Annotated in this window: 18 protein-coding genes; 9 read left to right on the top strand and 9 right to left on the bottom strand. The window is 42.4% G+C overall.

The window, feature by feature from the left end:
* Positions 1–95 precede the first annotated feature (95 nt).
* Entirely contained in the window at positions 96–1,073 is a 978-nt protein-coding gene (locus ACOFKR_RS02895; protein WP_419802533.1) for a deoxyhypusine synthase family protein, read from the bottom strand.
* A 118-nt stretch (positions 1,074–1,191) separates the two neighbouring features.
* On the opposite strand from ACOFKR_RS02895, the gene ACOFKR_RS02890 reads away from it, so the two are divergent.
* Positions 1,192–2,310: a polymerase gene (locus tag ACOFKR_RS02890; protein ID WP_419802532.1), complete on the top strand. Its 1,119-nt coding sequence runs from the start codon at positions 1,192–1,194 to the stop codon at positions 2,308–2,310.
* Between the two features lie 58 nt (positions 2,311–2,368).
* Here ACOFKR_RS02890 and ACOFKR_RS02885 read toward each other — a convergent pair whose 3' ends face one another.
* Complete coding sequence (locus ACOFKR_RS02885; protein ID WP_419802531.1) at positions 2,369–3,154, bottom strand: O-methyltransferase; 786 nt, start codon at positions 3,152–3,154, stop codon at positions 2,369–2,371.
* Positions 3,155–3,207: 53 nt separating this feature from the next.
* Here ACOFKR_RS02885 and ACOFKR_RS02880 point away from each other — a divergent pair, with 53 nt between their 5' ends.
* The gene (locus tag ACOFKR_RS02880; protein WP_419802530.1) at positions 3,208–4,083 is read left to right on the top strand and encodes a transglutaminase-like domain-containing protein; all 876 of its coding nucleotides are present in this window, start codon (positions 3,208–3,210) and stop codon (positions 4,081–4,083) included.
* 64 nt (positions 4,084–4,147) lie between these two features.
* Here ACOFKR_RS02880 and prfB read toward each other — a convergent pair.
* A protein-coding gene (gene prfB / locus ACOFKR_RS02875; protein ID WP_419802529.1) for a peptide chain release factor 2 occupies positions 4,148–5,237 on the bottom strand; the annotation gives its coding sequence in 2 pieces (ribosomal slippage) (positions 4,148–5,176 and positions 5,178–5,237; 1,089 coding nt in all).
* 233 nt (positions 5,238–5,470) lie between these two features.
* Here prfB and pgi point away from each other — a divergent pair.
* On the top strand, positions 5,471–7,117 hold the full coding sequence (gene pgi, locus ACOFKR_RS02870; RefSeq protein WP_419802528.1) for a glucose-6-phosphate isomerase: 1,647 nt from the start codon (positions 5,471–5,473) through the stop codon (positions 7,115–7,117).
* Positions 7,118–7,343: 226 nt separating this feature from the next.
* Positions 7,344–7,523 carry a hypothetical protein gene (locus ACOFKR_RS02865; RefSeq protein WP_419802527.1) on the top strand — a complete coding sequence of 60 codons (180 nt, stop codon included), beginning with the start codon at positions 7,344–7,346 and terminating at the stop codon, positions 7,521–7,523.
* 41 nt (positions 7,524–7,564) lie between these two features.
* On the opposite strand, the gene ACOFKR_RS02860 is transcribed toward ACOFKR_RS02865, so the two are convergent.
* The gene (locus ACOFKR_RS02860; protein WP_419802526.1) at positions 7,565–8,605 is read right to left on the bottom strand and encodes an SDR family oxidoreductase; all 1,041 of its coding nucleotides are present in this window, start codon (positions 8,603–8,605) and stop codon (positions 7,565–7,567) included.
* A gap of 262 nt (positions 8,606–8,867) precedes the next feature.
* Here ACOFKR_RS02860 and ACOFKR_RS02855 point away from each other — a divergent pair, with 262 nt between their 5' ends.
* The 4 genes from ACOFKR_RS02855 to rfaE2 all read left to right on the top strand — a co-directional run bounded on the left by ACOFKR_RS02855 (position 8,868) and on the right by rfaE2 (position 12,825).
* Entirely contained in the window at positions 8,868–9,323 is a 456-nt protein-coding gene (locus ACOFKR_RS02855; protein ID WP_419802525.1) for a ferritin-like domain-containing protein, read from the top strand.
* A 183-nt stretch (positions 9,324–9,506) separates the two neighbouring features.
* On the top strand, positions 9,507–10,496 hold the full coding sequence (locus tag ACOFKR_RS02850) for a glycosyltransferase (RefSeq protein ID WP_419802524.1): 990 nt from the start codon (positions 9,507–9,509) through the stop codon (positions 10,494–10,496).
* A 55-nt stretch (positions 10,497–10,551) separates the two neighbouring features.
* Positions 10,552–11,277, top strand: coding sequence for an SDR family oxidoreductase (locus tag ACOFKR_RS02845; protein ID WP_419802523.1), 726 nt, complete (start codon positions 10,552–10,554; stop codon positions 11,275–11,277).
* A gap of 51 nt (positions 11,278–11,328) precedes the next feature.
* Complete coding sequence (gene rfaE2, locus ACOFKR_RS02840; RefSeq protein WP_419802522.1) at positions 11,329–12,825, top strand: D-glycero-beta-D-manno-heptose 1-phosphate adenylyltransferase; 1,497 nt, start codon at positions 11,329–11,331, stop codon at positions 12,823–12,825.
* 24 nt (positions 12,826–12,849) lie between these two features.
* Here the strand turns inward: rfaE2 and ACOFKR_RS02835 are convergent, their stop codons facing one another.
* The 5 genes from ACOFKR_RS02835 to ACOFKR_RS02815 all read right to left on the bottom strand — a co-directional run bounded on the left by ACOFKR_RS02835 (position 12,850) and on the right by ACOFKR_RS02815 (position 18,528).
* Positions 12,850–14,010: an FAD-dependent oxidoreductase gene (locus ACOFKR_RS02835; protein ID WP_419802521.1), complete on the bottom strand. Its 1,161-nt coding sequence runs from the start codon at positions 14,008–14,010 to the stop codon at positions 12,850–12,852.
* Between the two features lie 29 nt (positions 14,011–14,039).
* Positions 14,040–14,795: a helix-turn-helix domain-containing protein gene (locus tag ACOFKR_RS02830; protein ID WP_419802520.1), complete on the bottom strand. Its 756-nt coding sequence runs from the start codon at positions 14,793–14,795 to the stop codon at positions 14,040–14,042.
* Between the two features lie 214 nt (positions 14,796–15,009).
* Positions 15,010–16,137 carry a glycosyltransferase family 9 protein gene (locus tag ACOFKR_RS02825; RefSeq protein ID WP_419802519.1) on the bottom strand — a complete coding sequence of 376 codons (1,128 nt, stop codon included), beginning with the start codon at positions 16,135–16,137 and terminating at the stop codon, positions 15,010–15,012.
* Between the two features lie 21 nt (positions 16,138–16,158).
* The gene (locus ACOFKR_RS02820) at positions 16,159–16,614 is read right to left on the bottom strand and encodes a YbhB/YbcL family Raf kinase inhibitor-like protein (protein ID WP_419802518.1); all 456 of its coding nucleotides are present in this window, start codon (positions 16,612–16,614) and stop codon (positions 16,159–16,161) included.
* 21 nt (positions 16,615–16,635) lie between these two features.
* A complete protein-coding gene (locus ACOFKR_RS02815; protein ID WP_419802517.1) occupies positions 16,636–18,528 on the bottom strand; it encodes a glycosyltransferase in 1,893 nt (630 codons plus the stop codon).
* A gap of 194 nt (positions 18,529–18,722) precedes the next feature.
* Here ACOFKR_RS02815 and ACOFKR_RS02810 point away from each other — a divergent pair, with 194 nt between their 5' ends.
* Positions 18,723–19,007: a hypothetical protein gene (locus tag ACOFKR_RS02810; protein WP_419802516.1), complete on the top strand. Its 285-nt coding sequence runs from the start codon at positions 18,723–18,725 to the stop codon at positions 19,005–19,007.
* The last annotated feature ends 50 nt before the right edge of the window (positions 19,008–19,057 follow it).

The raw sequence follows: 19,057 nt of genomic DNA, 5'->3' as shown, positions 1-19,057 counted from the left end.
GGTTTTTCCATTTTTTATACGATAAAAGAAGCATTTTAAAATATCTGCGTAGGAATTGATGCTTCTTTTATCACCTAAAAATTTGTGTATGTGATTTATTGTTTTAAAATCCAGGCAAAAATCAACGGGACTACAATGGTCGCGTCCGATTCTACAATGAATTTAGGTGTATGAATGTCTAATTTGCCCCAGGTAATTTTCTCGTTCGGAACGGCGCCGGAGTATGAGCCGTAGGAAGTGGTAGAGTCAGAAATCTGGCAAAAATAGCTCCAGAAAGGAATATTTTCCATCTCCATGTCCTGATACAACATCGGCACTACACATATCGGGAAATCACCTGCAATGCCGCCACCGATCTGGAAAAAACCAATCCCTTTTCCACCAGAATTTTTAGGGTACCAATCTGCAAGCCAAGCCATATATTCAATTCCGCTTTTCATGGTCGAAGCTTTAATCTGATTCTTAATCACATAAGAAGCAAAAATATTCCCCATGGTAGAATCTTCCCAGCCCGGCACTACAATCGGCAGGTTTTTCTCTGCAGCAGCCAGCATCCACGAATTTTTTGGGTCGATCTCATAATATTGTTCCAAATCGCCGCTCAAAAGCATTTTGTACATATATTCATGCGGAAAATAGCGTTCACCGGCATCATCTGCATCTTTCCAGATTTTATGGATATGTTTTTGCAACCGACGGAAAGCTTCTTCTTCGGGGATGCAGGTATCGGTAACGCGGTTGTAATGGTTTTCCAGCAAATTCCATTCGTCCTGCGGGCTCAGATCACGGTAATTGGGCACACGTTTGTAATGAGAATGTGCCACCAAATTCATAATATCTTCTTCCAGATTGGCACCAGTGCAGGAAATAATGTCAATTTTATCTTCCCGGATCATCTCTGCCAGCGAAATGCCCAGTTCTGCCGTACTCATTGCACCGGCCAAAGTTACCATCATTTTGCCGCCTTCCAGCAAGTGTGTTTCATAGCCTTTTGCCGCATCCATCAGCGCAGCAGCGTTAAAATGCAGATAATTTTTTTCTATAAACTGAGAAATAGGTCCGCGTGTACTCATCGTTCAAATTTAATTTTTGCAAAAATATATAATTTGTTTAAACCATGTTCAGATAGTTTAATCATTTGCTGCGTATAAGAACCTGCCCGGAACCGCTATCTTCGCGCCCAAATCTTACATGAAACGCATACTTCTTTTAGCCCTGTTTTTTTGCTGTACCCAATACACAATCGCCCAGCCAAGGTTTATTAAAAAAATATTCTTTGAAAAAGACAGCAGTAAAAGAAGCAGCCTGCTCCCGCTCCCGCTGATTGCTTACGCGCAGGAAACCGGGCCGGAGCTTGGTTTTGCCGTTTTATATTCTTTTTATGCGGATACTTCCGATCATCAAACCAAAGTTTCCAATATTTATTTCCCGGTTTCTTATACGTTTAAAAACCAAAGCCGCATCAGCCTGAAAACGGATTACTGGCTGCCCGGAAACACTTATCATCTAACCGGCGATGTTGGTTTTTCCAATTTCCCGTATAATTTTTACGGTGTTGGAAACGATACCAAAGCCGCCGACAAAGATTTACTTACCCAGAAACGTTTTCATGTGATTGCCGGTGCAGAAAAAGCTGTTTTTAGCCATGTTTTTTTAGGGTTTAATGTCGATTTTGAAAATTACGCTTTCCGTGACAATCAGACGGGCGGTATTTTTTCCAATCAAACTTTTCGTGATAATCAGGGTGGCGGAACCTTGTTTTACGGCCCGAGTTTGATTTTTGACAACCGCAACACTAATACTTACACGCTGAAAGGCTGGTACATCAACCTGAATGGCGGTATCGTTAATAATCTGTACAAAACCAATTACAACGGCGGTTACCTTAACTTTGATTTCCGGCAGTTTACTTCCCTGTCTAAACGGTTTGTGTTGGCTTTCAACGGCAGTTACGAGTTTACTTTGGGCAACAGAACGCCGTTTTATTTGCTGCAAACCTTTGGAAACGATCAGTTGATGCGCGGTTATTACGGCGGCCGCTTTCGGGACAGGGATATTATCGCGCTGCAATCAGAACTGCGTTACCGTTTAAGCGACCGTTTTGCTTTGGTTGGCTTTGGCGGAACAGGAACGGTTTATAACAAAAATTTTGATTTAGGCGATTTAAAACCCAATTACGGCGGCGGTTTGCGCTACTTTTTCGACGTGGAAAAAGGCATCAGCATCCGTGCAGATTACGGCGTTGGGCAAAAACTACCCGGCGAAAAACGGCAATCCGGTTTTTATTTAAGTTTGGGCGAAGCTTTTTAGGCGATAAAAGAAGCATTACGGAAGAGCGGAGAGCGGGGATTTAAGAATTGTTAAATCCTTAAAACCGCACCTTAAAATCTTCCTTCACCTGATCTTTTTTGAAAAAAACCAAGCCTATCCAAAATAGGTCCATCGTAACCGAAACCTGCGGATGTTGTATAATTTTTTTCCAGGCTGATTTCATGCCTTCGCTCCAGTAAATATCATCAAAAATAATCACCGTTTTATCGTAAGTTTTGGGCAAAATCCAATCAAAATAACGCAACGTTGCTTCTTCGGTGTGGTTGCCATCAATAAAAACAAAATCCACCTGGCCAACTTTTTCCAATAATCCAGGTAAAACCACATCAAAGTTCCCAACCTGCAAATCAATGTTTTTAGCTTCCGAGATCCGGAAATTTTTAACGGCCACATCCGCAATTTCCCTGCAGCCTTCAATCGTGGTTAGTTGTGCCGATGGGTTTGCCCGGTGCAGATACAGGGAAGTTACGCCCAAACAAGTGCCCAGTTCGATCAGTGTTTTCGGTTTTAAATGTTCTGCCAAACGGAAAAGCAACTGTGCCAGCCGCGGGGATTTTAGCGCATTTCCGGCAATTTGGCGTACTTCTTTTACCTGCCTTTTATTGATCTGCGAACCGGCGCCCAGATCAACCACGGTAACTTTGGTTTTGCTTTGCAGCAGTTGTTGCCTGATCTGTTCTATTGGCAGATATTCCGCTTTGGCATCAAAATCGTATATTACGTTGTCAATAAGTTCATAAACAAAAGGCGAATGCACACCATGACGGTTTTTTGCGGTAAAATAATGCCGAACGTAATCGCGTGCAAACCTCCAGTTGAACATGAGCCAAAGATAATTTATATTTGAAATAATCAGTTTTTTATCGCGGAGGTTTTATGCTCAACCCAACAGAAATAAATTCATTAGTCAGATTATTGGACGATCCGGACCAGGAAATCTTTAAACATGTGCACGGCAAGCTGTTTTCTTACGGTGCCGAAGTGATCAGCCATCTGGAAAATGCTTTTGAAAGTGCCTTCGACCCACTTTTACAGGAGCGTATTGCCGGTTTAGTGCACGAAATCCAGTTCTCAAACCTCAAAAACGATTTAAAATTGTGGTGCCAGGGCGGTGCTTTTGATTTGTTGCGCGGTGCCCTGATCCTCAATAAATATCAATATCCGGATTTGGATGAGCAGAAAATCATTAACGAGATTGAAGCCATCAAGCGCGATGTGTGGTTGCAAATGATGTATGAAAGTAGTGCAGTGGAAAAAATCAGGCTGATGAACCATGTGTTTTACAACATTTACGGTTTCAGCGGCAATACGGCCAATCATCAGGACCCGCAAAATTCATATCTGAGCCAAGTAATGGACATCAAAAAAGGCAACCAAATTTCGCTGGCCGTCATTTATTCTGTGATCGCCCAAAAGCTGGATATTCCGGTTTACGGCGTAAATTTACCGCAGCATTTTATTTTGGCTTATGTGGATGAAAGTGCCCAGCCGGAAGCAGAAAGCGGCATTTTATTCTACATCAACACGTTTAACAAAGGTTTCGTTTTTGGGAAACGCGACGTAGATATGTTTTTAAAACAACTCAACCTAAAACCCGAAAAACAGTATTACGAACCTTGCAGTAATCTGGAAATCATCAAACGGATTTTGCGGAATTTAATTAGTTCGTATGAAAACGTTGGTTTAACAGAAAAAGTAGAAGAAGTAACGGAATTATTGATGATTGCGAGTGAAGAATATTTGCATTCTTAAAAGGATCATGCTGTTTTTATCACCTAAAATTTAGGCCGATAAAAACAGCATGATCAAATTTAACCTAATTATTCCCGCCAAACTCCATTAAAAACGCTTTCAAAAACTCATCCAAATCGCCATCTAAAACTGCTTGTGCATTAGAAGTTTCGTGGTTGGTACGCACATCTTTTACTAATTTATACGGATGCAAAACGTAATTCCGGATTTGCGAACCCCATTCAATCTTCATTTTTGCGCCTTCAATTGCGTTGCTAATTTCCATCCGTTTGCGCAGTTCCGCTTCGTACAATTGCGATTTTAGTAAACGAATTGCGTTTTCCTTGTTCTGCAATTGCGAGCGCGATTCCTGATTTTTAATAATAATGCCCGAAGGTTTATGATATAAACGAACGGCAGTTTCCACCTTATTTACATTCTGGCCGCCAGCACCTCCCGAACGGAAAGTTTCAAACTCAATATCGGCCGGGTTTACCTCGATTTCAATCGTATCATCTACCAGCGGATACACATAAACCGATGCAAAAGAAGTATGCCTTTTCGCATTGCTGTCAAACGGGGAAATGCGCACCAAACGATGCACGCCATTTTCGCCTTTTAGATAACCATAAGCAAAATCGCCTTCAATTTGTAGCGTAACGGTTTTTACGCCAGCTACTTCGCCTTCCTGGAAATCCTGCTCGCTTACTTTATAACCATGTTTTTGCGCCCACATCACATACATGCGCATCAGCATACTGGCCCAATCGCAACTTTCAGTTCCACCTGCGCCGGCCGTAATTTGTAAAACTGCGTTCAGCTGATCTTCATCCGCCGAAAGCATGTTTTTAAACTCCAGCTCTTCCAGTAATCTTAAAGTTGTTTGGTATTGTTCGGCCGCTTCCTCGTCTGTAAAATCGCCGGATTGGTTCATTTCCTGCATCACCTCTGTATCTTCTACAGAAGTTTCTACGGCGGCAAAAGCATCAGTCCAGGTTTTTTTGCCTTTCATGGAAGCCAGCACTTTTTCAGCTTTTTTCGAATCGTCCCAAAAATCCGGTGCCATCGTGAGGTCTTCTTCCTCTTTCAGGCGATAAAGTTTGGTCTCGACGTCAAAGATGCCTCCTCAGGGAAGTTACGCGATCCCTCAAGTCTTGAACTTGTTCTTTTGTCATTCGGCAAAGATAGAAATTAGATTTAGGCGGAAAAGATAGACAAGCGTAAAATTCAGGTTGATAAAAACAGTAGCAAAAAGCCGCACCACCGACCTCTTTTCCGGAGAGGGGTTTATGATGAAGCCATAACGCCATGCTTTTTTTATCACCTAAAAATCAGTGTGCAAACTATTCAGAACAAATAGGCAACTGTTTAATTTTATAATCATAGTTTTGAACATAAAACCCAGATCATGTTACCAAAAATCAATTTCACCGAAACCGAAGCTTACCGCTATTTATCTGACTATTTCCCCAAAGTTTCCCAATTAGAAATGAAGGATTTGTTCAAAAACGATCCGGACCGTTTTAAAAAAATGTCCATCACTTTTGAAGATATTTTGTTCGATTTTTCTAAAAACCGCGTGGACGACAAGGCGATGGCACTTTTAATCCAATTGGCCAAAGAATGCCAGCTAAAAGAAGCAATCCACGCCATGTTTTCGGGCGAAAAAATTAACGAAACCGAAGGCAGATCTGTATTGCACACCGCTTTGCGGAATGTTACAAATAAACCTTTAACCGTTGATGGAGAGAACGTTACGGAAGAAGTAAACCAGGTTTTGGAGCAGATGAAAACCTTTTCTGATTCCGTTATTTCCGGTAATTGGAAAGGTTTTAAAGGCGATGCGATTACCGATGTGGTCAATATCGGCATCGGTGGTTCAGATCTCGGCCCGGTGATGGTTACCGAAGCGCTGAAATCTTATAAAAACCATTTGAATATGCACTTCGTCTCCAACGTAGACGGTACGCAGATCACGGAAATTTTGAAAGGTTTAAACCCGGCGACGACGCTGTTTTTAGTCGCCTCAAAAACATTTACCACGCAGGAAACCATGACGAACGCACACACCGCGCGCGATTGGTTTATCAGCGGCGGCGGAAAAGATGAGGACGTGGCCAAACATTTTGCCGCACTTTCTACCAACGAAAAAGCCGTGGAAGCTTTTGGCATCGATACCAAAAATATGTTTGTTTTTTGGGATTGGGTAGGCGGCAGATATTCGCTTTGGAGTGCCATTGGTTTATCTATTGCTTTGAGCATCGGCTTTGATAATTTTCAGGAATTGTTAACGGGCGCAAATGCTGCCGACGAACACTTTCAAACCACAGAATTTGAACAGAATATCCCGGTAATGCTTGGAATGATCGGTATTTTATACAACAATTTTTTCGGTGCACAAACCGAAGCCATTTTGCCTTACGACCAATACATGCACCGTTTTGCGGCATACTTTCAGCAGGGCGACATGGAAAGTAACGGTAAACATGTTGATAGAAATGGAAACATCGTGGATTATTCTACCGGCCCGATCATTTGGGGCGAACCCGGAACAAACGGTCAGCACGCTTTTTACCAACTAGTTCATCAGGGGACTAAATTAATTCCATGCGATTTTATTGCGCCTGCCGTCAGCCATAACCCAACCGGAGAACATCATCCGATTTTGTTGTCTAACTTCTTCGCACAAACCGAAGCTTTAATGAACGGCAAAACAGAAGAAGAAGTGAAATCGGAACTGCAATCTTCCGGCAAATCCGCAGAAGAAATCGAAAAATTGGTTCCGTTTAAGGTTTTTGAAGGCAACCGGCCTACCAATTCTATCCTGCTAAAAGAAGTTACACCACGATCTTTAGGTAGCCTGATCGCTTTTTACGAACACAAAATTTTTGTACAAGGCATTATCTGGAATATTTTTAGTTTCGATCAATGGGGCGTGGAATTGGGCAAACAATTGGCCGTAAAAATCCAAAAAGAATTAAAGGGAAATGAACCGGTTTCCGCACATGATTCCTCAACTAACGGTTTGATCAATCAGTATAAAACCTGGCGATAAGCAAATTTAGGTTGCTAAAAGAAGTATCAGCGATAATGCCAATGCTTCTTTTATCAACCATTTTTTAGTCGATTTTTAAACCAAAACCGGTTTCTAAGTTTACATTAAAACAAAGCAAACGTTAGCAATCTCATATCGTTTTAAAGCATTTGTTGTATCTTTGATAAAAAAATAACTTCTTAACGTTTTTATCGTATCAGAAGTTAAGTTATTTGGAAATACAATAATGAAGGATGAACTGATTGATAACCTGAATGCAAAAATTGAGCGTGATCAGAAGTGGGCCGCTTTTGATTTGCCGGGAATCAACAAGTTTTATGCTTGGATTACCCGTTTTAAATACCCGGAACTATTTGATTTAACGGAGATTAACTTAATTAAAAGTTTTCTGCGGAGTTTTAGCTGAACAGGCTCTTAATATAGATGCTTCTTTTACCGGCATAAATTTCATTTTCTGATCCTGCGGATCAAAAACAAAGCACCAACTGCAGCAGCTGCAATTCCGGCTACGGCATTTACCCGTTTTTCTGTAATGGTTTTGGATGTATAACCACCCGAAACCTGGTTGTAAGTTCCGGTCGGGTTTAAAACATTCCCTGAAGTTACCGGCGCATCCTCCCCTGTTTTCATATACGTTTCCAAACCTTTCGCCATAAAGAATTCGGCCACACCTGGCAGCAGCGCATTGCTCAACCTAACCAAATAAGCAACTGCACCAACCGTAACCGAATTTCTCGGATTGGTGGCCAAATCAACAATCACACTGGCAATTTTCGTGGTTGCTGTTACGGGCGGAACTGGTTTTAAAACTTTCCCGATATAGTTTCCGGCGTGGCGGGTCCCGGGCGTGTCCAAAAACGACGGAAAGACATCGCACACATGTATTTGCGGGAAACGGTACAACTCGGCGTGCAACGCTTCGCTATATCCGCGCAAACCAAATTTGCTCACGCTGTAAGCCAAACTGTAAGGCGTGGCCACCCATCCGCCAACAGAATTCATGTTGATGATTGTACCCAATTCCTGCTTTTTAAAATAAGGCAAAACCGCATACGCGCCATAAACTGCGCCCAGCAAATTAGTGCGGATCACCTTTTCATGTTCTGCCATCGGCACGGCGTTAAATTCGCCCATAATCGCAACGCCGGCAATATTTACCCAAACATTTATTTGTCCGCCAAAATCATAAGCTGCTTTGGCTAAAGCATTTACGGCAGATTCATCCGTAACATCGGTTGGTACGGCCAGGGCTTTTGCACCAAGTTTTTGGCAAATGGCCGCCACTTCTTCCAGTTCGTTTTGCTGCCGAGCTGCCAAAATAACCGTGCAGCGGTATCGTGCAAACTCTAAAGCCGTAGCGCGGCCAACGCCGCTCGATGCACCGGTAATTACCACAACTTGTTTATTTAAAGGTAATGCGTTTTTTGTTTTGATCAGGCTGCTCATTATTTTGGTTTTATGCTGAATTTCAGGCGGTAAAAGAAGCATCAGGCTTTATTAAGATCAGCGTCGGTTGGATGTACACGACTTGAAACATTCCGATCCATTTTTCCTGATAGGCGTTCATCGTTTTTACTTATTTGGATTGATAACAAGCACTTTGAAACTTTGTTGCGGAAGTTGCTTTTCTCTGTAAAGAATTTGATGCTTCTTTTATCAACCTAAATTTTAAAATCAGTTTTACGTTGTATTTTTCAAAACAAAATCACTGCAACTTGTCTTTTAGTAAGAAAAAAAACACAACACGATCATGGAAAGTAACAAAGAAATCATCAGCGATTTGAATAGTTTGGTAACTATTTTAAATGATGGAAAACAAGGATACGAATCTGCTGCCGAAACCACCAATTCCTTAGAGTTGAAAGCCGTATTTGGTAAATATGCTTTAGAACGCGCCGCTTACGCAACAGAATTAAAAGCGCATATTAAACAACATGGCGGCAACGAAGACGACAACGAGAGCGGTGGCGTTTTGGGTGCTATACACCGTGGCTGGTTAGATGTAAAACATGCCGTGACCGGCAACAGCGATGCTTCGTTGCTGGAAGCAATTGAAACAGGCGAAAAATCTGCCATTGAAAAATATGATGGTTATATTGCCGATTATACCGACCATGCTGACCATTTGGCTTTGCTGAAAAAACAACGCGACGGCATCCAAAAAGATTTGCAACAACTTCAATCTTTAAAAGCACAGAACGCTTAATTAATTTAAGCTGATAAAAAAGCACCGTCCATAAAGCGGTGCTTTTTTTATGCCTGTTTTTTCAGGGTTTGAGTCAGCAAATTTTAGGTTATAAAAGAAGCATCGACCCAAAAAACAAGTTACAGACAAAACACTTTTTGTTGATTGCTGGTTAACGCATCACACAAAAACCTGTTCTGCTGTATGCAATTGCCTTCTGTAACCGGCCAAAAAACCCTTAAAATATTTACCTGGCACATTCATGGCACTTATTTATACTATTTATCTTTAGGTAGTTATGAAATTTATATTCCGGTAAGTAAAGAAGCAAAACCAGGTTATGTTGGCCGCGGGACCACGTTTCCTTTCGGGGAAAATGTGCATGAAGTTGATGAAGAAAAAGTGAAGGAACTGGAGTTGGACTGCATCCTGTTTCAAACCAAAAAAAATTATCTGGAAGATCAGTACGAAACGCTTTCTGCCGAACAGCGCGAACTGCCAAAAATTTATCTGGAGCATGATCCTCCGCAGGAAACCACGCCTTATACCAAACATGTTATTACCGACAGCAACGTTAATTTGGTGCATGTTACGCATTTCAACAGTTTGCTTTGGGACAATAATAATTTGCCTTTTACCGTGATTGAACATGGCGTGCAAGTGCGTGATGTGCCATATTCCGGCGAGCTGGAAAGAGGGATTGTAGTGATCAACAACATTGAACGCAGAGGCCGGAGATTGGGTTTAGACGTTTTTCTGGAAGTGCAAAAACATGTTCCCATAGATTTAGTTGGGATGGGTGCCGGGCGATTGGGTTTAGGTGAAGTTTTGCATCCGGAATTACCAGGATTTTTGAGCCGTTATCGTTTTTTCTTCAACCCAATCCGGTTTACAAGTTTGGGTCTGGCCGTTTGCGAAGCCATGACGATGGGCATTCCGGTGGTTGGTTTGGCCACTACAGAACTGGCTTCGGTGATAAAAAACCAAGAAACCGGTATTATCCATACGGATATTGACTATTTGATTTCGGCGATGAAAGATTTATTATCGAACCCGGAAAAAGCCAGACAAATTGGTGCAGCCGGGCAGGCGATGGCCAAAAAACGTTTCGATATTCAACGCTTTAATGCAGATTGGTTACGGCTTTTTAAAGCGGCCATCAGTAAACGCCAGATTGCAAAAATTATGCTGTAAAAGAAGCATTCGCAAAGCATCAAACTAATATAAATTATATCAAAAAAAACAAAAAATGGAAAAACTACAAGGTAAAGTTGCTTTGGTAAGCGGCGGCGCACAAGGGCTTGGCCAGCAAATTTGCTACCAACTGGCCGAAGCTGGCGCAACTGTTGTTGCAGGCGATATTCAGGAAGAAAAGGCAGCCGGAACCGTTAAAACCATCACCGAAAAAGGTGGCAAAGCCGTTGCCATGCGTTTGGATGTGAGCAGTGAAGAATCAGTTAAAACAACCATTGAAAAAATTAAAAGCGAATACGGCAGCCTGGATATTTTAGTGAACAATGCTGGTATTGATTTTACCAAATCTATCATGGAACTTTCTGTGGCTGAGTGGGATGCGGCATTTTCCGTAAATTTACGCGGGCCATTTTTAATGTCGAAATACGGGATGACAGTAATGTCTGAACAGAAATCCGGCAACATCATCAACATTGTAAGTACGGCATCGTTGCGCGCATGGACGGAAGCTTCCGTTTACCACGCCAGCAAATGGGGTTTGCGCGGATTCAGCCATGCACTTTTTACCGAAGCACGCAAGGTAAATGTTAAAGTTACAGCCATTATTGCCGGCGGCATGAGCACGCCGTTTTTACTTGACCGTTTCCCGGATATCCCGCCACAAAACTTACAAGACCCGAAAAACGTGGCCACCAAAATCCGCTATATTATTGAAGATGATACCGATACCGTGGTGCCGGAAATTTTAATTTTACCTTTGATGGAAACCAGCTGGCCATAAAATTAACCAGGTAAAAACAGTATCCGCAGAAAAAACACCGATAAAAACAGCATGAACAACACAGGGAAAAACAGGCATGAGGAAATTATGAATCAGTTTTGCCAGCTAAAAGTGCTGGTAATTGGTGATTTGGTAATGGATATTTACCTGAAAGGCAATAGTTTCCGCCTTTCTCCGGAAGGGCCTGTCCCTGTAGTTACCATTGCTGATCGGGAAGAAATCCCCGGAGGTGCAGCCAATGCGGCCATTAACCTAAAAGCGTTGGGCGCGCAGGTAAGTTTTTTGGCAATTGCCGGTGAAGATAAAGATGGCGACAAAGCTTGTACCTTCATGGAAAATGCCGGTATTGATTGTAATGCAATTGTGCGCGAACCCTTGCGCACCACGGTTACCAAAACCCGGCTGATTTCTAACGGACAGTTAATCAGCCGTTTTGATTGCGGTTCGCAAAACCCGCCATCAGCCGAATCAGAACAAAAAATATTTGAATTTTTAAAAGCAAATTACAGTCTTTTTGATGCGGTTGTTTTAGGCGATTACAAAGCCGGTTTGTTTACACCGGCTTTGATTGATTTTTTGCAGCAAATGCAGCAGCAATCGCCTGCTTATCTGGCGTTGGACTCTAAAAACCTGCCGTTGTTTACGCCTTTGCGGCCTTCTGTTGTAAAACCGAATTATGTGGAGGCCATTGGTTTGTTAAACCTGCAAAGCCTCAGCAAAAACCGTTTGGAGCAATTGAAAAATTATGGCCCGGTTTTATATCGTTTGACCGGTGCGGAACACATTACTTTAACCTTGGATGAAGATGGCTGCCTGATTTTTGAACAGGGCGAATACATCCATCATACACCGGCGCATGTTGTTGAAAATCCGCATGTTGTAGGTGCCGGTGATACTTTTATAAGCACATTTACTTTGGCGCAATGCAGCGGTGCCAGCAGTGCAGAAGCAGCAGAACTGGCCACGGCCGCAGCAACAGTCGCCATCCGTAAAACAACCACGGCTCCGTGTTTTTTAAATGAACTGAAAGCGTTTTTCTCTACGCAGGACAAATATGTTCCGGGTGCAAAAGAACTGGAAGAATTGTGCCGGTTTTACCATCAGCAGGGCAAAAATGTGGTGTTTACCAATGGCTGTTTTGATATTTTACATTCCGGCCATGTCAGTTATCTTAACCAATCCAAAAATTACGGCGATGTGCTGATTGTTGGTTTAAATAATGACGAAAGTATCCGCCGTTTGAAAGGTTCTACCCGGCCGATCAATGAACTGGCTGACCGTATTTATGTGCTTTCGGGTTTAACTTCTATTGATCATATTGTACCTTTTGGTTCGGTAAATGATGATACGCCTTCAGCCCTGATCCGTGCAGCAAAACCGCAGTATTATATCAAAGGCGGCGATTACAACCTGCAAAACCTGCCGGAAGCCAAAGTTGTAGAGGAAGTAGGCGGAAAAGTGGCTTTTATACCTTTGGTGCCCGATCATTCTACCACAAATATGATTAAGCGCATTAATGAAGATGCGCAACTGGCTAAAGTGATCTGATTCAACGTTTGCTTCAGTTCGTTTTTACTTCCCGCCAAAAAAGTCCAGCATTTCCTTTAAAGCATTTTCTGAGTGCATCCGCTCGCCATTTTCAAGCGAATCTTGTGCTGCTGTTGCTGCTCTTTTCCGCATGTGAATTTCGTAATAAGAAATGGCTTCCTGCAAAGTGTTGTACTGATCAGACGTTAAACATTCGCTTAATTCCAAAGCATCCAGCATAGCCATATTGGCACCTTCGCCTGCAAAAGGCGGCATTACATGAGCCGCATCGCCAATCATGGTTACGTTGGGCAAAGTTTCCCAGGTTTGATCTAAAGGAACACAATAAATGGGACGCGGAATAGCAGGCGTTGCCGCATTTTCAAACAGTTCATACCAAACCGGGCTCCAATCGGAATATTCTTTTTTAAACCATGCCAGCAATTGTATTCTATCAGCATAGTTTAAGCCATTATTCACTGCCCAGTTTTCATCTGTTTTAAAGCTTGCATAAAACCCCAGATCGCCGTTACCTTTCTGGCCGCCTAATAAACACTTTGAATTTCCAAAAGCCATGATTTTTCCGCCATCCAGCAATGTATAAAAATGTGGTGCTGCTTTTTTTGCATCATGAATATTCACATCAAGCATGGTAACGCCTGAATAAAAAGCTTTAATGTTGGTAATGTATGGACGGATTTTAGAATTGGCCCCATCAGCAGCAATCACCAGATCGGCGTAAGCAGCTGACCCGTTTTTAAAAGCTAACAACCAGCCTTCGCCTTGTGCTTCCATCGAAATAAAATGGCTGTTCCATACAACGGTTTCCGGTTTTAAAGATTCCAGCAACAGGTTTCTTAATGGGCCGCGATCTATTTCAGGTCGAAATTTCTCACGGCCGAAATCTTCGTTTTGGTTGGATTCGTGGTCGCTAAAAAATATTTCTGCATGTTCATTTACGATAACCGTTTTATCCGCCCCGGGACGAAAACTCTTTTTAAACGCCTCTATTAAATTTGCTTTACGTAAAGCGGCCAACCCGGATCCTTCGTGCATATCCAGCGGCGAACCAATTAAACGGGCATTTTTATTAAAATCCCTTTCGTAAACTTTTACATGGGCACCTTTAAGCTGTAAAAGTCTTGCCAGTATTAATCCGCCGGGGCCGCCGCCAACAATAGCAATTTGTTTGTTTTCTAATTTCATAAAGCAAAATTTTATTTAGCCGCACAAAATTATTGTTGTTTTAAAATCGATAATAGTACAAATCGGTCGTTTTTATTTTTGGATAATTCTTTCGGCACAACGCCTGAAAACTTTTTGATTTCTTTGATAAAATGAGTTTGATCGGCAAAATCTAATTCAGGAAAAAATTTACCTTGTGCAATGTGCCCCAGCGAAGCCCTAAAACGTAAAATACTACAGAATACTTTTAAAGAAAGCCCGAATTGCTTGTTAAAATATCGATTGATTTGCCGACTGCTCCAAAACACCTTTTCCGAAAGCTCTTCTACGCTCATTTCGCCGTTTGATGAATAAATCAACTCAAAAAGTTTGCGTTTTCTTTCATCAATTACTGCAGGTAAAAGTGAGGTGATTTTTTGTGAGGCTTTCTGATAAAACGCATCAAAATCATTCAAATCATCAGGATTGAAATCCCAAAAACCATCCGAAAGATATTTTGCACTGTTCAGCAAATCAGCGATAGAAGTATGTAAAATACACTCAGCGGCAAGCGGTTTAAACCCAATTGTAAAAGCACGTGTTTTTGGCGGAATGCTTCTTTGTTCAGGCGCAGTTTCCAATCCAATCAATATAACCTGAAAAGCCTCTGATGCAGTTTGTACAAAAAACAAATCAATCCTTCCGTCAGGCAATACAACAACTTCTTTTGCCTGATCAGATTGATTATGAAACATGCCTAAGCTCTCTACAAAACCGGCAAGCGATCGATCTGGTTCGATGAATTTGTAATAATAATTATCGTCCATTGCTGCCGGTTCATCACTAATGCTTTACTTCAAATAGCGTTGACCTTTTGTTTTTGTGCGTGTTGATTTTTAAAGTTGAAGTCTAAAAAGAGGTATTTGTTATTTTGAGCTGATCAAAAGATTTCACCAAAAATCAATACTGTTTTTACGGGTATAAATTTAGGGTGTTTGAAAGAAAATATTCCTTTTCGGTCAATATGTTAAAGCCCGGACCTCAATAAAAATTTACAAAATCAAGTGGCTTCAACGATTTGTTTTCCGGCCAGTTTCCAGTTTGAACCAATAGGTTTTGTGCCGAATCCAGCACTTGTTTTTCCGTAATTTCATCTACAAAACAGGTTTGGTGCCGGCAATTTCCTTTTGGCGGAAAAATTTGCGTTGGCGAAATTACCCGTTGTCCGCATAAAGGGCAATCAACCATAAACGAAATCAGCGTTCGGTGCTGCATTACGCTAAAAGTGGCACCGGTAATGGCATTGCTGCACCAAAAGATACCAACGGTAGGTGTTTTTAATGCACGTGCAAGATGGATTGGCCCGGTATCGTTGGCAATTACCAGTTTGGAAACGGCCAGCAAACCCGTCATCCCGGCCAGCGAAAGTTTGCCGCATAAATTAAGGGCACTGTATTTTGCGTTGATGTTTTCCCACACTTCTTTTACCACCTCTTTTTCAAAATCTGTTCCGGTGATGGCAATGGTAAAACCAATTTTGATCAGGTCATTAGCAATTGCGGCAAACTTTTTGGCTGGCCAGCGGCGGCGCATATCCGTGGCACCAGGATGCAAAACGATGATTTTCTGGTTTTTATGATCCGGCAAAACTTTGTTTAATTCTTCCAGATCTTCAGGAACCGTTTCCCAACAAGGTTCAATATCCAGCGTTTTTGCACCGGCCAGAGCTACCATTTCCAGATAGCGCATCGGTTCGCTGTGGTACAAAACATAGGGCACGGAAATATCGACTTCCGGCGCAACGGGCGATTTTAAACCGATCACTTTTTTCGCCCCTAAACGAAGCATAAACGGGTTGGAATTTTTGCCTCCGCCATGAAACTGAAAGGCCAGATCGAAATTTTCGCCCTGCATTGCTGCAAAAAAACGGTTCAGTTCAGCTTCGTCAACCTGATGATCATAAGCCGCGCCAACGCCGGGATATGGCGGCACGACTACTACGCGATCAACATTGCAAGGGCGATTAGTCAGGTATTCTTCATGCCATGGTTTCCCCAGCAGCACAATTTCCACACCAGAAAAACTATCTTTCAAAGCTTGCAGTGCAGGCAATATAAAGATAAAATCGCCCAGCGCATTGGCCCGCAGAATGGCTATTTTTTTAATCATTGCTGATGGCTGATACTGTTTTTACAGGCTAAATTTATCCGCATTGCATAAACCGACCAGTTGCGCGGTTTCTAAAATATGACCTTGCATTTTCTCAAACACAACCGTTTTATCGCTTTCCTTCGGGATATCCAAAACGATGTTCAATGCCACAAGCGTGAACAAATAATGATGTGTACCGGAAAAATATTTCGGACAAGGGCCTTCGTACCCAAAGCTTTTGTTGTTGGCCAAACCTTCCGTTGCGCCTTCCGGAATTTGATTTTGGTTAACCGTTTTTACCGTTGGCGGAATGTTGAACAGCAGCCAATGTATCCAGGGCGTTGGCGTGGCATCAGTGTCTTCCAAAGATAAAATAAGGCTTTTTGTGCCTTCCGGAACGTCTTCAAAAAACAACGGCGGATTGATATTTTCGCTCATGCAGGTAAATAAAGTCGGGATTTCCTGGTTTTGCCCGAACAGGCTTTTTAAGATCATAATAATTGTTTTAGGTTGAATTTAAAACTTGGTTATTTTATTCAATGCTGTTTTTACGGCAGTTTTTTGGGTGATTTTTACGGATGGGTTTTTGGCGGCCATCACTTTTCTGAAAAAAGAAATCAGTTCCGGCACGTGTTCATCAAAACAGAACAACAGCCGTTTTTCCCAAACATTTTGGCGGATTTGCTGCATTTTTTCTTTATTGCCGAGTTGAACGCCAAGCTCTTTAGTATCTGCAAAAAACAAACCCAAACCAAACTCTTTCACCAGCGATTGCATGGCCACAATTTGTCCGGCGTTATCGCGCTGCAACATCGGCAAACCGGCCATCGCCAGCGTGGCAATGCGCGCCGGATAGTTTAGGTCGTCCCAATTGGCGCGCATCAATTCGCCGTGGTTTTTGCTTTCAAAAAAATGCAGCCAGCCTGCATCATATTGTGAAAATTCTTTCACCCAGTTTTCCTGCGTTACATTTGGGTGGATATGCAAAAATCCGGGTGCCATTTTTTGCGTTTTGACGATCCATTCCTTCCATTGGCCGTGCGTAAAATCACCATAAAAATGCAAATGGATTTTTTGTTCTGCCAAATCAACCACGTTCTGCGGATGCAAACCAATTGGGCGACCAGGAACTACCGTATGCCATTCGCCGTCTTTTTCCGACAAAAGCGGCGTTCGTTCCGACGTAAACCATTCTTTCTTCGGCAAATCGCCATCCAAAATCATGGTCATGCTGTTTTTATCAGGTAAAAATTGCCGGAACCAATCGCGCATTTCCAGGCTCGAATAAATTTGCGCATCAGAAAGTGTGTGCAAATCAATCAATTCCGACCATAAACCGTGTTCCATGCAAATCAGCGGGCCTTCTTTAAAATGCCATACAAACGGGATTCCGGTATCGGCCAGCATAATTTCGCGCGCAAAAGGCACGGCCTGCCAATTCAGCAAAGCATAAATAATGTCGGGTTTGATCTCCGCAATACGCTGCTGCCAGTTTCCGTAAGGAATATCTTCTACGTTTCCGAAAGGCAGCGGGCCAACCGTGTTGTACCAGTACGGGTCGCGCATCCACAAGCCGTAAAGCTGATGGCCAGCTTCCTCAAAAGCCACAATCCGCTCGGCATTGTAAGCCAATTCGCCTACAATTACAATTTTCAACCCTTGCGGATCTGGTTTATGCTGATGCCGGAAAGGCTGGTAAAAACCAATTTCATCGATCAAATTCCCCATCGTGGTGTGGTAATGTAGCGGCTGGTTTACACCATAATATAATTTGTACGGATTGATGCCGCCAAGCGGTTCCCGGATAATTTTGTATCGCTGCTGCGGATGATCGACCCATTCGCAACTGATTTTTCCGGTTGCGGCAAATGCTCCTTTTAGGGCTATTTTATCCCAGAACATGCGGTCGAGATCATCGGTGACCAGTTCTGCACGTTCCACCCAAAGATCGTTGGTTTTTTTGTGGATGCATTGCACCAATTGCAGCCAAAAACCTTCCAGTTTTCCATCGGTATAACGGTTATAATGATGGCGGATGCTGGAAAAAGCCAATATGTTTTCCGGGGTTTCATTTAGTTTATCAACCAAAGATTGCAAGTGATCGTTGTAAAAAACATCATCCGCAGGCAAATAAGCAATTAAATGATGCTGCGCTTTTTGCAAACCCTGATTAAGCGCGGCACCCAAACCTTTGTTTTTTTTGTTCGCGAAGTAACTGATCTGCGGATGATCAACATAATCGGAAATCACGCTTTCCAAGTCATCCGCAGAACCATCGTTGATGATGATCAGTTCCCAGTTTTGATAACTTTGAATGAGCAAACTTTGAATGGCGCGGTTGATAAATCCGGCCTGGTTATAAACCGGCATCAAAATAGAAATGTACGGTTTAAGGTCATTTTCAGTCATGACTTGCTAAACCCGGCTTTCTGTTTAATTGTTTGGGCAAAACTAGGCTTATGTTTCAGGCTGCAGGATGCTTCTTTTATCGGCCTAAATTTTACCTGCTAAAAGAAGCATCACGTCCGGCTTAAAAATTCTTTTCAAAACGATAACAAAACCAAGCCATTACCGTAACAAACCGCACAATTATTTTAGCAAGTATGGAAATTGATTACATCATTTTAGATTGTAGTTCGGCCGGTGACCTGGAGCTACAGCTGGACGAAAAAGCGGTTGACGGCTATAAAGTGGTTTCGATGAACACTTGTTTTGACCCAAACCGCGGCATAATTTACACCGCTTTGATGGTGAATTACGGTTTGAACAACCAGTTGGAAGATTTGATCGGCCAGATTACCGAAAAACTGGACGCCATGAACATTACGCTGCAATTTATGGAAACCAGCCTGGGCGACCGCATTTTGGACCGCTATAAAATTGCCTGAACAAAAAGCACCGCCCGCATTGTAGCTGAATGCTATTTTTAGCAGGTAAA

Origin of the sequence: Mucilaginibacter sp. (assembly GCF_965201005.1) — a bacterium.
Lineage (GTDB): Bacteria > Bacteroidota > Bacteroidia > Sphingobacteriales > Sphingobacteriaceae > Mucilaginibacter_A.
Note: the sequence above shows the minus strand (reverse complement) of the source record. Positions and strands in the feature narration are given on the sequence as shown.

Coding starts and splice junctions, on each gene's coding strand:
- ACOFKR_RS02880 (WP_419802530.1), top strand. CDS start 3,208: ATGCTCAACCCAACAGAAATAAATTCATTAGTCAGATTATTGGACGAT.
- ACOFKR_RS02855 (WP_419802525.1), top strand. CDS start 8,868: ATGGAAAGTAACAAAGAAATCATCAGCGATTTGAATAGTTTGGTAACT.
- ACOFKR_RS02815 (WP_419802517.1), bottom strand. CDS start 18,528: ATGACTGAAAATGACCTTAAACCGTACATTTCTATTTTGATGCCGGTT.
- ACOFKR_RS02825 (WP_419802519.1), bottom strand. CDS start 16,137: ATGATTAAAAAAATAGCCATTCTGCGGGCCAATGCGCTGGGCGATTTT.
- ACOFKR_RS02860 (WP_419802526.1), bottom strand. CDS start 8,605: ATGCTTCTTTTACCGCCTGAAATTCAGCATAAAACCAAAATAATGAGC.
- ACOFKR_RS02890 (WP_419802532.1), top strand. CDS start 1,192: ATGAAACGCATACTTCTTTTAGCCCTGTTTTTTTGCTGTACCCAATAC.
- ACOFKR_RS02895 (WP_419802533.1), bottom strand. CDS start 1,073: ATGAGTACACGCGGACCTATTTCTCAGTTTATAGAAAAAAATTATCTG.
- rfaE2 (WP_419802522.1), top strand. CDS start 11,329: ATGAACAACACAGGGAAAAACAGGCATGAGGAAATTATGAATCAGTTT.
- ACOFKR_RS02865 (WP_419802527.1), top strand. CDS start 7,344: ATGAAGGATGAACTGATTGATAACCTGAATGCAAAAATTGAGCGTGAT.
- ACOFKR_RS02820 (WP_419802518.1), bottom strand. CDS start 16,614: ATGATCTTAAAAAGCCTGTTCGGGCAAAACCAGGAAATCCCGACTTTA.
- ACOFKR_RS02845 (WP_419802523.1), top strand. CDS start 10,552: ATGGAAAAACTACAAGGTAAAGTTGCTTTGGTAAGCGGCGGCGCACAA.
- ACOFKR_RS02830 (WP_419802520.1), bottom strand. CDS start 14,795: ATGGACGATAATTATTATTACAAATTCATCGAACCAGATCGATCGCTT.
- ACOFKR_RS02835 (WP_419802521.1), bottom strand. CDS start 14,010: ATGAAATTAGAAAACAAACAAATTGCTATTGTTGGCGGCGGCCCCGGC.
- ACOFKR_RS02810 (WP_419802516.1), top strand. CDS start 18,723: ATGGAAATTGATTACATCATTTTAGATTGTAGTTCGGCCGGTGACCTG.
- ACOFKR_RS02850 (WP_419802524.1), top strand. CDS start 9,507: ATGCAATTGCCTTCTGTAACCGGCCAAAAAACCCTTAAAATATTTACC.
- ACOFKR_RS02885 (WP_419802531.1), bottom strand. CDS start 3,154: ATGTTCAACTGGAGGTTTGCACGCGATTACGTTCGGCATTATTTTACC.
- pgi (WP_419802528.1), top strand. CDS start 5,471: ATGTTACCAAAAATCAATTTCACCGAAACCGAAGCTTACCGCTATTTA.